Annotated in this window: 14 protein-coding genes; 7 read left to right on the plus strand and 7 right to left on the minus strand. The window is 36.4% G+C overall.

Translation table 11 applies throughout. The features are described from left to right. Positions 1 to 96 precede the first annotated feature (96 nt). The 3 genes from glmS to PXG98_RS02090 form a co-directional block, all read right to left on the minus strand. Positions 97 to 1944, minus strand: coding sequence for a glutamine--fructose-6-phosphate transaminase (isomerizing) (gene glmS / locus PXG98_RS02080; protein ID WP_276388741.1), 1848 nt, complete (start codon positions 1942 to 1944; stop codon positions 97 to 99). A gap of 110 nt (positions 1945 to 2054) precedes the next feature. Then, positions 2055 to 3878, minus strand: a complete 1824-nt coding sequence (locus PXG98_RS02085) for a DUF4270 family protein (protein ID WP_276388742.1) — start codon at positions 3876 to 3878, stop codon at positions 2055 to 2057. A 5-nt stretch (positions 3879 to 3883) separates the two neighbouring features. After that, complete coding sequence (locus PXG98_RS02090; RefSeq protein WP_276388743.1) at positions 3884 to 4693, minus strand: glycogen/starch synthase; 810 nt, start codon at positions 4691 to 4693, stop codon at positions 3884 to 3886. 102 nt (positions 4694 to 4795) lie between these two features. Here PXG98_RS02090 and panC point away from each other — a divergent pair, with 102 nt between their 5' ends. From panC to radA, 5 genes are all read left to right on the plus strand, one after another. Then, positions 4796 to 5644, plus strand: a complete 849-nt coding sequence (gene panC, locus PXG98_RS02095) for a pantoate--beta-alanine ligase (protein ID WP_276388744.1) — start codon at positions 4796 to 4798, stop codon at positions 5642 to 5644. Positions 5645 to 5657: 13 nt separating this feature from the next. Continuing rightward, positions 5658 to 6008 (plus strand): aspartate 1-decarboxylase, encoded by a 351-nt coding sequence (panD, locus tag PXG98_RS02100; protein WP_276388745.1) that lies wholly within the window; start codon positions 5658 to 5660, stop codon positions 6006 to 6008. A 2-nt stretch (positions 6009 to 6010) separates the two neighbouring features. Beyond that, a complete protein-coding gene (locus PXG98_RS02105; RefSeq protein WP_276388746.1) occupies positions 6011 to 6976 on the plus strand; it encodes a lysylphosphatidylglycerol synthase transmembrane domain-containing protein in 966 nt (321 codons plus the stop codon). A 26-nt stretch (positions 6977 to 7002) separates the two neighbouring features. Continuing rightward, entirely contained in the window at positions 7003 to 8148 is a 1146-nt protein-coding gene (locus PXG98_RS02110; protein ID WP_276388747.1) for an alpha/beta hydrolase, read from the plus strand. 94 nt (positions 8149 to 8242) lie between these two features. Next, positions 8243 to 9601: a DNA repair protein RadA gene (radA, locus tag PXG98_RS02115; protein ID WP_276388748.1), complete on the plus strand. Its 1359-nt coding sequence runs from the start codon at positions 8243 to 8245 to the stop codon at positions 9599 to 9601. A gap of 24 nt (positions 9602 to 9625) precedes the next feature. On the opposite strand, the gene PXG98_RS02120 is transcribed toward radA, so the two are convergent. After that, a complete protein-coding gene (locus tag PXG98_RS02120; RefSeq protein WP_276388749.1) occupies positions 9626 to 10666 on the minus strand; it encodes an aldo/keto reductase in 1041 nt (346 codons plus the stop codon). Between the two features lie 35 nt (positions 10667 to 10701). Further along, positions 10702 to 11466 carry an exodeoxyribonuclease III gene (locus tag PXG98_RS02125; protein WP_276388750.1) on the minus strand — a complete coding sequence of 255 codons (765 nt, stop codon included), beginning with the start codon at positions 11464 to 11466 and terminating at the stop codon, positions 10702 to 10704. A 123-nt stretch (positions 11467 to 11589) separates the two neighbouring features. Here PXG98_RS02125 and PXG98_RS02130 point away from each other — a divergent pair, with 123 nt between their 5' ends. Beyond that, positions 11590 to 13674 (plus strand): TonB-dependent receptor family protein, encoded by a 2085-nt coding sequence (locus PXG98_RS02130; RefSeq protein WP_276388751.1) that lies wholly within the window; start codon positions 11590 to 11592, stop codon positions 13672 to 13674. 10 nt (positions 13675 to 13684) lie between these two features. Here the strand turns inward: PXG98_RS02130 and PXG98_RS02135 are convergent, their stop codons facing one another. Together PXG98_RS02135 and PXG98_RS02140 are read right to left on the minus strand one after the other, a co-directional pair. Then, positions 13685 to 15232 (minus strand): glycine--tRNA ligase, encoded by a 1548-nt coding sequence (locus PXG98_RS02135; protein ID WP_276388752.1) that lies wholly within the window; start codon positions 15230 to 15232, stop codon positions 13685 to 13687. A gap of 73 nt (positions 15233 to 15305) precedes the next feature. Further along, a complete protein-coding gene (locus PXG98_RS02140) occupies positions 15306 to 16202 on the minus strand; it encodes a hypothetical protein (protein WP_276388753.1) in 897 nt (298 codons plus the stop codon). Positions 16203 to 16242: 40 nt separating this feature from the next. On the opposite strand from PXG98_RS02140, the gene PXG98_RS02145 reads away from it, so the two are divergent. Beyond that, a complete protein-coding gene (locus PXG98_RS02145) occupies positions 16243 to 16947 on the plus strand; it encodes a ComF family protein (RefSeq protein ID WP_276388754.1) in 705 nt (234 codons plus the stop codon). The last annotated feature ends 8 nt before the right edge of the window (positions 16948 to 16955 follow it).

Consider the following 16955-nt stretch of genomic DNA (forward strand, 5'->3'; position numbering starts at 1 on the left):
AATCTAAGTGACTCAATATAAGGAATTGAAAAAGCTAGTCTCTACCACTAAGAAGGTAAAAAACAGATTAAGTGATAGCTTGCTCTACCTACCAAGCTATTCTACCGTCACAGATTTGGCTAAATTCCTAGGCTGATCCACATTACATCCTCGCATAACTGCTATATGATAAGACAATAGTTGTAACGGGATAGTAGTCAATAGAGGGGTTAGACATTCGAGGGTTTCTGGTACTTCAATCACATGATCTGCCAATTCCCTTACCTGTTCATCTCCTTCCGTTACGATAGCAATTATTTTTCCCTTTCTGGATTTTATTTCTTGAATGTTGCTGACAACTTTCTCGTAATGCCCATTATTAGTTGCTATAACTATTACCGGCATTTGTTCGTCAATCAAGGCAATTGGGCCATGTTTCATTTCAGCAGCGGGATAGCCCTCTGCGTGTATATAGCTAATTTCTTTAAGCTTTAAAGCTCCCTCAAGAGCAACTGGAAAATTATATCCTCTTCCTAGATAAAGACAGTTATCGGAATCTTTATACTCCTCTGAAATTATTTCCACCAAAGAATTAGATTCTAAGGCTACCTCTACTTTAGAAGGAATATTCTCTAACTCTGAAAGTATCTCATGGTACTTAGAATCGGAGAAAGCACCTTTCTCTTTTGCCAGTTTTAAAGCAATAAGGCTTAAAATAGTAATCTGTGTAGTAAAGGCTTTGGTAGAGGCAACTCCAATTTCCGGTCCAGCATGAGTATAGGCCCCTGCATGTGTTTCTCTGGCAATGGAAGAACCTACCACATTGCAGACACCAAAGACATATGCACCCCTTTCTTTAGCCAATTTAATGGCCGCAAGCGTATCGGCAGTCTCTCCAGATTGTGAAATGGCAATTACCACATCTTTGTCCGTAATTACGGGGTTCCTATATCGGAATTCAGAGGCATATTCCACTTCAACAGGTATCCGAGCAAGATCCTCAAAAATGTATTCTGCAACTAAGCCCGCGTGCCAGGAAGTTCCACAGGCAACAATAATTATTCTTTGAGCGTTCAGAAATCTTTCAATATTTTGATCTATTCCAGCCATTTTTATTATTCCCTGCTCTACCCTTAATCTACCTCTATAGGTGTCTTTAATGGCACTAGGCTGTTCATAAATCTCTTTTAGCATGAAATGATCGTACATGCCCTTTTCTATTTCTTCAAGATTCATTTGTAACTCCTGAACCAATGGATAAGCAATGGCATCATCTTGAATCTTTCTTAATTTTATCTCTTTTCCAAGACGAATTATTGCCATTTCTTGGTCCTGTAAATAGACAGCATTGTTAGTGAACTCTATGAAAGGTGAGGCATCGGAAGCTATAAAAAACTCTTGCTGCCCTATTCCAATGGCCAAAGGACTTCCAAGCTTGGCAACGACAATTTCATCAGGCTTATTTCTGTCGAACACAGCAATGGCATAAGCACCAACCACCTGATTTAAAGCTATCTGCACTGCCTTTCCTAATAAAACATTCTCCTTCTTTTTAACCTCTTCAATAAGGTTAACTAAGACCTCAGTATCCGTATCAGAACTAAAAACATATCCTCTTTTAGACAATTCCTTTTTAATGGTCTCATAATTTTCAATAATTCCATTGTGTATAATTACAAGATCTCCTGAATTGGAATAATGCGGATGTGAATTGGTGTCGTTTGGTATACCATGGGTAGCCCATCTGGTATGACCAATTCCTAAGGTCCCTTCTAAAGAAATACTATTCTCTGATTTTGATTTAAGATCTATAACCTTGCCCTTAGTTTTAGCAAGATTAATTTGATTTCCATCATATAAGGCAATTCCTGCACTGTCATAGCCTCTGTACTCGAGTCTTTGCAGACCTTTCATTATAATTGGATATGCCTCTCTATGCCCTATATAACCTACTATTCCACACATAATTGTTCGATTAGATTTTCCTTAAATCAATGCAAATTTAAAAGAAGAAAATGAAGAATCCACTTTTAATAGGTTATATAACGACAAAATCCTTTGTATGGTATGCCTTTTTAATTGGGCTCCGTGTAAATTATTTCTAATTGAAGCTTCTGATTTTCTTCCGCCCCAGAAACATTACTTCCAATTAACACGGTACTTAAGGGAGTAATTGTGGCGTTTACAGGAAGGTCTTGTTCTTTATTTTCTAAAACAGCATTCTTAGTTTGAATAAAAGACAAATCTGCTGAAACAGTAAGACCCAAAGTAGCATTTGTAGAATCTCTTATAATAATGTCGTTAATGTAGTCCGTTATTTTAAGCTTATACTGAACCCCTTTATCCCCTTCCTTCTCCAAAGATCCCCCGTAGTTCAGATTTATTCTTGTAGGAATATCCGCAGCACTAACCACATTTAAATCGTAAAGTGGCGTATTTGTTTCTGTGTTATACAGATAAAGAAAAGGAGGTTCGTCTGTAACACCTGTTCTATCTAAAGTTTCCCTGTCTACATAGAATATAAGGTTTGCTTCATTTACAATCCAATTATTCTCCTTTATCTGATTGATTATAGATTCCCCGTTATTTGTTTCAAATAGCGCTATTTCTGCAAAGGTTCCGGAACCTCCTTTTAAGAATATTCTACTAGCATTTTGATCTGTGTCTAGTTGATCCAAAACCTCAGGAGGATAATTCTCATTTACAAAAGTGTTTACGGCATTTCCATCAAAAGTACCGAAGGCAGAGGTTGCCGTAATAAAAGTTAAGCCGTAATCCGCTTCTTCCTTTACAATTTCGCCATTCTCTATCTTATCGTAGTCATAGTTGATATTTATCCGGGCCGAAGACATATCAAGCAGCAATAGAATATCCGAAGAAATAGGATTAACAGTCAAATAAAGTCCTCGTAAAAATTCTCGAAAATTTGCCTGACTCAGGAGCTCTACACTTCCTTCTTTATCTAAAATATTCTCTTGAAAAAAATCGGAATCTAAAACCACACGTATCCCTGGTTGAATTCTATCTGGTTCTCCTTCAGATTCATCCGCTTCTGTATCTGGATCGTCTTCTGCCGGAATCAATATCTCTTCATCACTAATTAATACCTCCCCGTCAAATAAGACGTCCGATACAAATTCTGGTGAAAATACTTGAGAAGAATAATACTCCTGTGATTCTAAAAATCCAGCATCAGGGTCAAGGTCGCGTAAGAAGAAGGTTGAACGTTCGACTTTTAAGTTAAAGGGCACGTCACGATCTCCATAAATACTATCCAAATCTACACGTCGTGGAAACCTGTTTACTATTGTCTCCGGATCATCAATATCATTTATACCGTCGTTATCCGTATCTTCATTTAAGGGATCTAGTCCAAGGGCTCTCTCATCGCTATCACTTAGCCCATCTCCGTCACTATCACTTGTAGGATCATTGGGATCTACATCAAACTCATCGGGAACACCATCTAAATCAGCATCGCCATTAGGGTTTTGAAGATATGGAATATATAGGATTACTTCGTTTACCGTTTCATTCTCATCGAGGGTATTAGGATTGCCATCACTAGCCGAGTTATCTTCTTGTCTTTGGGAGTAAAGGCCAAAAGTTGGATTCCCCGCTCCATTTAATAGGCCTACTTGAGAATTAATTGCCGCCGTTGTTTTACCATACAAAGGATCATTATACACCCCTACTTGATAAATGGGTAATTTGTTAGTCTCGTTGGCAACTACGTTCTTATTAAATGCAAAAACATCAAAGAATTCCCTTCCTGTAATAAATGGATCATCCCCTATTACTCCACGTCCTAGGGTAGTGATTTCTTCATCACAAGAAACATTAAATAACAAAAGGATACTAATAAGGGCGAGAAACTCCCTTTTAAAGCAAATTCTCATTGGGATTATTTTAAAACTTCAGTGCTGTAAAAGTTGGCATATGCTTCTTCAAATTCCTGCAAAGAAACATAAGGCAAGAGAGGTTTTTCTAGGTTGGCAATATAACTGCTCAAGTCTTCTGTAACATCTTCGGCGGCTAAAATAATGGCATCCGAAAAATCTACAGCTACTTTTAACAAATTATTATAGTTAGGGTCTTCCAGATGCTTTACATTTTCTTCTGAAATACCATCAAATATTACTTTCTTTTTTAAGCTAGTATCAAGCTGTCCTTCAAAGCCTTTTGAATAAACGGAAGTGACAATTTTACTATCCGCGAATAATGGCTCATCCGCATAGTAACTCTTTAAATATAAAGGAACCAGAGAGGCCATCCACCCGTGAACATGAATTATATCCGGAGACCAGTTTAGTTTCTTTACCGTTTCCACTACGCCCTTGGCAAAAAATATCGCTCTCTCGTCGTTATCTGGAAACATTACGCCATTTTCATCCGTAAATGTCGCCTTACGTTTAAAATATTCCTCGTTGTCAATAAAATAAACCTGAATACGCTCTCTAGGAATAGATGCGACCTTAATAATTAATGGCATATCCATGTCATTAATTACTAGGTTCATCCCTGACAGTCTTATCACCTCATGTAATTGATGTCTTCGTTCATTTATGTTCCCATATCTTGGCATAAATATCCTAATCTGGCCTTTATTACTATTGACCATCCTAGGTGTTTCATACGACATTAAGGAGACTTCATTCTCTGGTAAGTAGGGTACTAATTCAGAAGATACAAACAATATCTTTTTCCCATTCATAAAAACTGTATTTTGTTTATCGGCAAAACGTAGCTGCAAAATTACAAAAATTCTAAAGAATAGCCGTAATTATAGTAAGTTTGCCTGCTTTAAATTAAAATCATGGTATTATTCCATAACAAATCGGAACTTCAAATACACTTAAAAAACAAGTGCAGAGATGCAGGGAAAATTGCATTAGTTCCCACTATGGGGGCACTACACAAAGGTCATCTCTCCTTAGTAACAAAGGGAATTCAAGAAAATAGAACGGTGGTAGTAAGTATATTTATCAATCCTACGCAATTTGATAAAAGAGAAGATTTAGAAAAATATCCCAGTACCTTAAAGAAAGACTTGGAGCTGTTGGCTACGGTTTCCGAGAAACTAATTGTTTTTGCTCCATCAGTATCAGAAATGTATCCTGACGAAGTTTCAACAAAATCATACAATTTTGATGGTCTTGAAGATCTGATGGAAGGAAGTTTTAGAAAAAATCATTTTAATGGAGTAGCTACGGTTGTAGAAAAATTGTTCAGAATTATTGAACCAGACAGAGCCTATTTTGGAGAGAAAGACTTTCAGCAATTGGCAATTATTAAAAAATTGGTAAAAGGTGTCAATTTATCCGTTGAAGTCATTGGCTGTCCAATTGTCAGAGAAGGAAATGGTCTTGCCATGAGTTCCAGGAATAATAGGCTTTCCAAGGAGAATAGGGCCATAGCCGGATTTATATATTCAACACTTGAGACTGCCAAAAATCTCTTTGGCACGAAAAGTGCCTTATACATAACAGATTGGGTTAAAAAAGAGTTTTTGAAGCACTCTGAATTTAGCTTGGAATACTTTGAAATTGCAGATGAAGTAAATTTACGCCCAATTAAAAAGAGACAGGATAAAATAAAGTACAGGGCATTTATCGCTGTTTATCTCCAAGAAGTAAGACTAATTGACAACATGCCCGTGAATTAATTAAATTTGCCAGATGCAGATAGAAGTTGTAAAATCGAAAATACATAGGGTAAAAGTTACCGGTGCGGACCTTAATTATATAGGAAGTATTACCATAGATGAAGATCTTATGGATGCCGCCAATATTATTCAAGGGGAAAAGGTTCAAATCGTCAACAATAACAATGGCGAACGATTAGAGACCTATGTTATTCCAGGTCCGCGAGGTTCTGGAGAATTAACGCTTAATGGAGCAGCCGCCAGAAAAGTGGCAGTTGGTGACATTTTGATACTTATAACATATGCCAGAATGGATATTGAAGAAGCCAAAGTTTTTAATCCGGCCCTGGTATTCCCAGATGAGCAAACTAACTTATTAAAATAGATTTGAATCTAAATTTTCGCAAACTATTAAAAACACTAATTCCAATTGGTTTGGGAGTTTTTTTAGTTTGGTATTCCTATTACAATACCTCTCCAGAAGACAGAAAGCAAATACTTACATATATCACCGAGGTAGATCTGCTTTGGGTAGGCATTTCAATATTAATAGGTATTTTTAGTCATATTTCAAGAGCCATTCGATGGAATTACCTGCTTGAACCTTTAGGTTACTCCCCTAAAATAAGCAACAATATCTTTATTATTCTAATGGCCTATTTTGCCAATCTTGGGATTCCCAGGTCCGGGGAAATACTCCGGGCAACGGCTCTGAGCACTTATGAAAATGTTCCATTTCAAAAAGGGTTTGGCACCATTGTAACAGAAAGAGTTATTGATTTAATAATGCTCCTTTTGATAATCTTCATCGCTCTAATCTCTCAAACGGATATCATTCTTAGCTTCCTTGAGCAAAAAGGATTTGGTTTAGGAACTACCATAGTTTTTTTGATAATCGGTTTTCTGGGACTTTTCCTATCTATCATGGTGCTAAGGCAGTCTAATACTAAACTTGCCTTAAAAATGAAAGGGTTTCTCAAAGGCCTGCTAGATGGAATTCTGAGTATTTTTAAGATGAAGCATAAAATTGCGTTTATTCTGCATACCCTTTTTATTTGGCTAGCCTACGTACTTATGTTTTGGGTTGTTAAGTATACCGTGCCGGAAACAATTGAACTGAGCTTTGGTGAGATTCTGGTAGCTTTCGTAGCGGGAGCTTTTGCCATGTCGACAACAAATGGTGGAATTGGACTGTATCCAATCGCCGTAAGTAAGTCTTTATCTATTTATGGCATAAGTGCAGCTGCGGGAAATGCCTTCGGTTGGATTATGTGGATAGCTCAGACTATTATGGTAGTAGTTTTTGGTGCAATATCTTTCCTATTGTTGCCGTTATTGAACAGGAATAAGTAGTTGTATCTATTTCCTAATCTTTAACTATGAAGCGTTTTTCAATTCTATTATTTTGTCTTTTTTGTATCCTTGGCGTAAACGGGCAAATTACTCAGGAAATTTTTGAATCTTTTAAATTACAAGAGAGAAGAGATGTAAAATATTATATCCCGGAGGATTATAATCCTGATAAAAAATACCCTCTTGTTGTTGTCTTGGATGCTGAATATTTGTTTGATCAGGTAGTAGCTACTTCAAAGTTTTATAGCGAATTTCAAGGGACACCAGAAACCATAATAGTAGGAGTTTACCAGGGCAAAAATGATTTGAGATGGGAAGATTGTGCCTTCGAAGAAAACTCAGGTCTTCCGTCAGAAAAGGGGAAAGCCTTTTATGAATTCTTGGGCATGGAACTTATGCCATATCTTAAAACAACTTACAATACAGCCCCCTTTAATATTTTTATCGGTTATGATATAACGGCTAATTTTGGGAATTACTTTTTGTTTAAGGAAAAATCCTTATTTCATGCTTTTATAAGTATTTCGCCCTATCTGGCAACAGATATGGAAACTAGAGTGCCAGCCAGACTAAACGATATCGATCAACAACTTTTCTATCATCTGATTGTAGGAGGTGATAAGGACGATAGCCGAGAAGAAATTCTGGCAATGAATAAAAACATAAAATCCCTAGACAAAAAAGGTTTAACCTATCATTTTGACGAATTCCCGTCTGCCAATGATGTTTCCGTTGCAACCTATGGCATTGGCAAATCATGGGGAAATATGTTTGGGATATTTCAACCTATAAGCCCTAAAGAATACAAAGAGAAAATACTCACTTCCGATGAACCCGCTTTTAAATATTTAGAAGACAAGTACAACGCTATAGAAGATCTCTTTGGATTTCGAAAGGAGGTAGAATTAAATGACATCATGGCCATATACGCTGCCTGTAGAAAAAAAGATGATTATGAATCTTTAAAACCTCTTTCTGATCTTTGTAAAGAAGAATACCCTGAGACTATGCTTGGGTTTTACTTTGAAGGAGAGTATTATGAAGAATTAGGAGAAGGTAAGAAAGCATTGCGCACCTTTGAAAAGGCATTTGGCATGAAGGAGATAGACTTTCTAACGAAAGAAATGGCCTTGGAAAAAATGGATGCCCTTAAGGCCGACTTTGGATTCTAAAAACCAAAGAAATTATTTCTGCGGTATTATCCGGGCAAATTTTTGTTTTTACACTCCTGCACAATATCTTTAGCCACTTCCAACTTCTAGTGGCATGGCTAAATCAAAAACTACTTTTTTTTGTCAAAATTGCGGAACACAATACGCTAAGTGGGTGGGGCAATGTAGTGCATGCAAAGAATGGAATACGGTAGTTGAAGAAGTAATTCAAAAAGATGAGAAAGCGGCATGGAAGATAGAATCTGCATCCTCAACTCAAATTGCCAAGCCTGTTCTTCTTAGTGATATTAGTACCTCAAAAGAGTATCGTTTAAACATTGGCAATATTGAATTTAATAGGGTGCTTGGAGGAGGATTGGTTCCTGGCTCTGTAATCCTTTTGGGTGGGGAACCTGGTATTGGCAAAAGTACTTTAGTACTCCAAATTGCGCTTCACCTCAATTTACGGACTCTGTATGTTTCTGGGGAAGAAAGTGAAAAGCAAATTAAAATGCGGGCCGAGCGTATTTTTCCAAATAACAAGACATGCTATATTCTTACAGAAACTAAGACGCAAAACATCTTTAAACAAATTAAGGAAATAGCACCCGATTTTTTGGTAATTGATTCCATACAGACGCTTCATTCGGATTATATAGAATCCTCTGCAGGTAGTATTTCACAAATACGAGAATGTACTGCAGAATTAATTCAGTTTGCCAAAGCAACAAATACCCCAATACTCCTAATAGGACATATTACCAAAGAAGGAAATATTGCAGGCCCAAAAATTTTGGAGCATATGGTAGATACGGTACTGCAATTTGAAGGAGACAGAAACTACGTTTATAGAATCCTAAGGTCTTTAAAAAATAGATTTGGATCTACCTCTGAGCTAGGAATATTTGAAATGCAGGGTGATGGTCTTAGAGAAGTGAATAACCCGTCAGAGCTACTTTTGTCTAAGAACGACACAAGTTTAAGTGGAACAGCTGTAGCTTCAACTCTTGAAGGAATGAGACCTCTAATGATTGAAATACAGGCTCTTGTTAGTACGGCGGTCTATGGCACCCCCCAGAGATCAACTACCGGATATCATGCCAAAAGACTCAATATGCTACTTGCTGTTCTCGAGAAAAGGGCCGGCTTTAAGTTAGCCGCGAAAGATGTTTTCCTAAATATTACCGGCGGAATCTCCGTAGATGATCCTGCCATAGATTTGGCCGTAATAGCAGCCATATTATCTAGTAATGCGGATATTTCAATAGAAAAAGATATATGCTTTGCTGCTGAAATAGGCCTTGCCGGTGAATTGCGACCTGTACAAAGAGTTGAACAAAGAATTCTCGAAGCAGAAAAGTTGGGCTTCTCAGAAATTTATATTTCAAAAAACAACAAGATATCCCTTAAAAATAGTAAGATCAAAGTTGTTCTTTTATCGAAAATCGAAGAAGTTATCGCCAAACTGTTTTAGTTTTTAGTAATCTAATTGTGTTCACTATGGTGCAGGGTTTGGAAAAAGCTCATGTATTTTATTAATTTCTCCTAGAAGATCTTCCCCTAATTCTATTTGAATACTACCAATATTTTCTTTTAGCTGTTCCATGTTTGTTGCACCAATAATATTACTGCTTAAAAAAGGCCTAGAATTAACAAAAGCCAAGGCCATTTGAGTCAGTGACATTTGGTTTTCCTGGGCTAAGTCAAAATACATTTGCGTGGCTTTCTTTGCGTTTACACTGCTGTATCGTTTATAATTAGGAAAGAGTGTAATTCGACCATTTGCCGGTTTTAAACCTCCCAAATACTTTCCGCTTAAGACACCAAATCCTAATGGTGAATATGCCAATAAACCTATTTTTTCTCGTATTGCAATTTCCGAAAGACCTACTTCAAAAAGTCGATTTAATAAGCTATATGGATTTTGAATAGTAATCATTCGGGGTAAACTCTTATGCACCTTACTTTCTTCTAAAAATCTCATGGTGCCCCAAGGCGTCTCATTAGATAATCCTACATGTCTTATTTTACCTTCTTCTACTAAATCTCTTAATGCTTCCAGTACCTGATGAATATTGTCCTTCCAAAAATCAGAGAGGTCGTGTGTATACCCCCTTACTCCAAAAAAATTGGTAGAACGCTCGGGCCAGTGTAATTGGTACAAGTCAATATAGTCTGTTTGAAGTCTTTTCAAACTCCCTTCAACAGCTTCAATTAAAGATTCTTTTCTAAAACCAGTAGTTCTGATAAACTTGGCGAAATCTGCCTTTCCAGCTATTTTAGAAGCGAGAACGATCTTTTCTCTATTTCCCGTTTTTTTAAACCATGACCCAATAATTTTTTCCGTGACAGCAAATCTATCTGGATGAGGAGGTATTGGATACAATTCTGCCGTATCAAAAAAATTAACCCCTTGATCTAAAGCATAGTCCATTTGTAAATGACCCTCTTGCTCTGTATTTTGTCTACCCCAGGTCATAGTACCCAAGCATATTTTACTTACTTCTAACTCGGTATGCGGCAACTTTGAATATATCATTTATATGCTCTATTTAATTTGCTTTTACATTTTTTCTAGGGCTCTATTTCTACCAAAATTGGACAATGGTCACTGTGTTTTGCTTCCGAAAGGATTGCGGATCGGACTAACTTTTTTTCTAAGGTAGTACTTACCAAGGCGTAGTCTAATCGCCACCCCTTATTATTATTTCTTGAATTTGCCCTATAACTCCACCACGTATACTGATGTGGTTCACCATTAAAATATCTAAAACTGTCAATAAAGCCACTCTCCATAAAATCGCCTATCCATTGTCTCTCGACAGGAAGGAATCCCGAAACATTTTTATTTCTTACCGGATCGTGAATATCTATTGAAGTATGACAAATATTATAATCTCCACAAATCACTAAATTGGGTCTTGTCTCTCTTAAGTGATCTATATACTCCCGTAAATCTGCCATATACTGCAGCTTAAAATCGAGCCTTGCTAAATTAGTCCCAGAAGGCAAATACATACTCATGACGGAAATATCTTTGAAATCTATTCTTAGATTTCTTCCTTCAAAGTCCATATAAGAAATCCCGGTGCCAAACTCTATATGCTGTGGTTCTTTCTTTGATAAGATTGCCACCCCGCTATAGCCTTTTTTTTGAGCGCTGTACCAATAGTGATAAGGAAATCCTATTTCTTCAAAAAGAGAAAGGTCTAATTGTTCTTTTTGTGCCTTGATTTCTTGTAAACAAACTACATCTGGATCCACGATAGTAAGCCATTCCAAAAATCCTTTTTTGATCGCTGCACGAATACCATTAACGTTATATGAGATTATTTTCAAGAATGTCAGTTTTCATCAAAAATAGTAAATGTTTTATGCTTAATAAATTGAACCTCCCCCCTTTTGCAAAACATTTTATTTTAGTAATCCAAATATGATTATTTTTGGACGGAATTTTATTGCATGAGACTTACCGTCGTTTTCCTTCTAAGCATCTGTTATTCTTTTTTTGTAAATGGGCAGGGCAATCCAACAGATTCTGTCACCTATCTAAATGAGGTAATAATTTACAATCCCGTAAAGGCTAATAAAGTATTGGGTATTATTCCATCTACTATCATCCGGGAAAAAGCTTTTCAAAATCACAGTCCAATTGATTTAGCCTCATCTATTAATCAAGTTTCCGGAGTCTACTTGTTATCCGGAGCTCTTAACACCAATAGAATTACAATTAGAGGGGTAGGTGCCAGAACTCCTTTTGGAACGGACAAGTTACGTCTATATTTTATGGGCATACCTGTAACCAATGGAACAGGTTTTTCTACGATAGAAGCTTATGATTTAGAAAATTTAGGGTCAATTGAAGTAATTAAAGGTCCCAAAGGAATTCCATATGGATCCAATCTGGGCGGAGCTATTTTATTGGATTCTAAGGGAAATGCCGGATTAAATGAAACCATTTTAGACAACAATTTAACAGTTGGTTCTTATGGAATGCTTAAAGACAATCTGAGCTTCAGGCATAGTGAAGAAAAAATGGATTTACAATTGCGTTATAATCATTTGGATACCGATGGCTATAGAGAGAATAATCGATTTGAAAGAGATGGGGTTTTACTCTCTTCTACCTTTCACCTAGACAATAAAAGCAAATTGAATTTTTTAATTAATTACATTGACTATACCGCTCAAATACCAAGTTCTTTAGGTATAACAGATTTTACGGAAAATCCTAAACAAGCGGCATCCAACTGGAAGGAAGCCCAAGGCTTTGAAGCAAATAAATACAGTCTTTTTGGAGTTTCATATTCCAATAAATTTACCCCAAAGCTTGAGAACACCACTAGTTTATTTTATACCTATCTAGACAAATACGAAGCCAGACCCTTTAATATTTTAGATGAAATTACCAACGGATATGGCTTTAGAACTCAATTCTTAGGAACATTTTTTTTCAATGAAAAGAAGGCAACTTACCTATTCGGCGGAGAGCTCTACAAGGATGAATACAATTGGAAAACTTTTGAAAATCTATATAGGGATAATAATGGTAATGGAAGTTTACAAGGCTCACAGCTTAGTGACAATAAAGAATTTAGAAGACAGTTTAATGCCTTTGCCTCCCTTATGATGCCGTTATCCACCAAATTTAAAGTACAACTAGGGTTCAATATAAATAAAACACACTACGATTTTAATGATAATTTTAATATCGGGGACCTAAACAAATCGGCAGAGCGAGATTTTAATGTATTATTTCTCCCAAGCCTCGATTTAACTTACGAACTTGGTAATGGTAGTTCTATCTACGGGAATGTTAGTAGGGGGTTTTCAAATCCAAGTTTAGAAGAAACTCTTACTCCAGATGGCCTGATAAATCCCGATATAGAACAGGAAAAAGGTCTGAATTATGAAATTGGTACCAAATTATTTCTATTTAGGTCTAAATTATGGTTAAATCTTAGTCTTTTTCGAATGAATATTCAAGACCTATTGGTTGCAGAAAGAGTTGGCGAAGACCAATTCATTGGGCGCAATGCTGGTAAGACAAAACATCAGGGGATAGAACTAGATGCTAACTATACTTTCGATGTATCACAATCTTTAAAGCTTATGCCTTTTCTTAGCTATACCTATTCGGATCATAGCTTTGTAGAATACATTATTGATGAGGATACTGATTTTTCAGGCAACCCACTTACAGGCGTACCTAAAAACAGAGTCAATGCTGGTTTAAGACTAGAGTATACAGACCACTTTTATTGGAATACTACGTATCAGTACGTAGACGGAATCCCTTTAACCGACGCCAATACCTTGTATAGCGAACCATATAATTTAGTAAATACAAGACTAGGCTATAAAAATAAAATATCGGAGAAATTATCTTTTTCTGTAGACTTTGGCGTAAACAATATTTTTAATATTAATTACGCTCAATCCGTTTTAATTAATGCCAATTCTTTTGGCGGTGCAGAACCCAGATACTACTACCCTGGTAATGATCGCAACTATTATTCAAGTTTGGGTCTGTCTTATAATTTTTAAGCTGAGAATTCTATTCTGCTAATGCTTTAAGCCAGTTTTTGCTGTCAACAGCATCTTTTATAGTTTCATTAAGCAGGTCTATTGGCACTCTTTTTTGTTCCATTGAGTCCCGATATCTAATGGTCACCGAATTATCGGTCAGAGAATCGTGGTCCACGGTTATGCAAAATGGGGTCCCTAAGGCATCTTGCCTTCTATATCGTCGCCCTATTGCATCTTTCTCATCATAGACTACGTTATAATCCCATTTAAGAATAGCCATGATTTTATGGGCTAGTTCTGGAAGCCCATCCTTTTTTACTAATGGTAACACTGCCGCTTTATTTGGTGCTAAAACAGCCGGTATTTTTAATACCGTTCTCGTAGTACCATTTTCCAGTTCTTCTTCCTGATAAGCATTAGAGAGTACTGCTAAAAACATCCTATCGACCCCAATAGATGTTTCTACAACATAGGGTACATAGCTTTTGTTTAGTGCTGGATCAAAATATTGAAGCTTCTTCCCAGAATATTCTTCATGACTGCTTAAATCAAAATCTGTTCTGGAATGAATACCTTCTAACTCTTTAAATCCAAAGGGAAACCTAAACTCTATGTCTGATGCCGCATCTGCGTAATGAGCCAATTTTTCATGATCATGAAACCTATAATTTTCTTGCCCCATCCCCAAAGATAAATGCCATTTCATGCGCATCTCTTTCCATCGCTCATACCATTCTTTTTGTGTCCCAGGTGTGATAAAAAATTGCATTTCCATTTGTTCAAACTCTCTCATTCTAAAAATAAATTGTCGGGCTACAATTTCGTTTCGGAATGCCTTTCCTATTTGGGCAATCCCAAAAGGTATTTTAAGGCGTCCTGATTTTTGAACATTAAGAAAGTTTACAAAAATTCCCTGTGCGGTTTCCGGTCTCAAATACAAGTCGGTTGAATGTTCTGCAGAAGCACCTAGTTTAGTCCCAAACATTAGATTAAACTGTTTAACATCGGTCCAGTTTTTTGAACCGGATAAGGGGCAGGCAATTTCCAACTCTTCAATTAAGGCTTTTACATCAGCCAAATCTTCGTTTTCTAAAGATTTTCCTAATCTCTTTAATATACTTTGTCCTTTTTCTTTATAGCCTAAGACTCTCTGATTGGTTGCGAGGAATTGATCTTCATCGAACGAATCGCCAAATCGTTTACTGGCCTTCGCAACTTCCTTCTCAATTTTTGCGTCTAATTTCCCCACATAATCCTCCACGAGTACATCTGCTCTATATCTTTTCTTCGAGTCCTTATTATCAATTAATGGATCATTAAATGCATCGACGTGTCCGGAGGCCTTCCAGATGGTGGGATGCATAAAAATAGCAGAGTCTATTCCCACTATATTCTCGTGTAATTGCACCATTGCTTTCCACCAATAATCCTTTATATTTTTCTTTAATTCGGCTCCATTTTGTGTATAATCATAAACCGCTCCTAGCCCGTCATAGATTTCACTAGATTGCACCACATAACCATATTCTTTGGCATGGGAGATCACTTTTTTGAAGATATCTTCCTTATTTGTCATTTGGCAAAAATAGGATATTCTAGTATTTATTAATTACCGAAGTTGAAATAAAATAATAAGATAGTCCGAAGTTCTATTTGAGATTAAACTCTGCCGAAGACAATAGTTTTTCATCTTCAAAAACATTTAGGGTATATCTGCCTGGCAACAGTGAACCTTTAGGTATTGTTATAAAATCGCAAACGCTAAATTCTTCTCCTGTACAGATCAATTCAACTCGTTTACTATAGGTATTACCGTTAACTGAGATGATATTTGCATTGTCTTCAATTACCATCATATTTGGATCTAAGAACTGTAAATAAAGTACCTTCTCTTGGTCTTTACAACTTGGGTCTGCCAATATGGTTACACATCCTCTGACCTTTTCAATAATTGAAGCCTTAGTGGTTTTTATTGGCTTACTGTTTCTAATTCTAAATCCACTACCTTCCGAATGCTCTAGTTTTAGATAGCTCTTGATTCTCAATTCTTTTTGCAATTCCTTGTTTTTGGCTCGCAGCAAAGCCTCCGTTTCCTCTAAGGAGCTACTTTTACCTCTTAGATCATCTATGATTTTTCTAGTATCTTCATATTTTTCGGAAAGAAGCATATTATTATACTTCAAGTAATTATTGCTGAGAACAAGGCTATCATTTTTAGCCTCCAATATCCGCAATTCCCTTTTGTACTGTTTTAACTTAGTAACTGTAAAGTTTAAGCGACCAACCGAATCGAGTAATTCCTGTATTCTAAAGCGAGAATCTTGAAGGTCAATCTCATTTACTTCATTAAGAGCAGACAGTCTGTCTACCTCAGCTTTCATGATAGTCAAATCTTTTACTAATAGGCCTTTTTCTTCCTCTAAATAAGTTATTTGAGACTGAGATTGTACATGACTGTAATAAAAGGCAATAAGTATACCAAAAATAACCGCAACTAAGGCGGCTAGTATTATTTTATAGTTGAATTTATTATCTTGAATAGTCATTCAAAAAGGCTAAGTAATTACTATTAAGTTTATACAAGATTTGAATTTCTCTAAGCTATCAAATATAGTAAATGATATCAATGCTGTGCTCCTGCCACGGCTGTGTTTTGGATGTAATGCTCGATTATATCGAGGAGAGCAGCATCTTTGTGCATTTTGTCGAAACCAAATACCCCTTACCGACTACGATTATGTGGTAGAAAATGCAGTTGATCGGATTTTTTATGGCAGAATCGATATTAAAAAGGCCTCTTCGTTTCTGTTTTACATGGAAAAAGGAATTACAAAAAACATCATACATCATTTGAAGTATAATAATCAGCCTGTTATCGGGGACTTTTTAGGCACTTGGTACGGTCAAATATTACAACAGACCAAACAGTTACAAAATATTGATTATGTTATCCCGGTGCCGCTACACAGAAGTAAGCTAAAAAAAAGAGGGTACAACCAAGTAGATTCCTTTGGAAAAAGAATAGCACAATCCTTACAAAGCCGATTTCTAAGTACTTGCTTGGTAAAAACAGCCAATACAAAAACACAGACAAAAAAGGGGCGGTTTTTCAGATCAAAGTATACCTCTGATCTTTATAAAATAATAGACAAAGAGGTGCTTTCTAATAAAAGTGTATTACTTGTTGATGATGTAATTACCACAGGTGCCACAATTGAGGCTTGTGCAAAAGCACTTGATAAAGTAAAAAACATTAAAATTTATATATTAACAATGGCAGTGGTTCCATAATTTCAGAA

The organism is Eudoraea chungangensis (genome assembly GCF_029360665.1).
Lineage (GTDB): Bacteria > Bacteroidota > Bacteroidia > Flavobacteriales > Flavobacteriaceae > Eudoraea > Eudoraea chungangensis.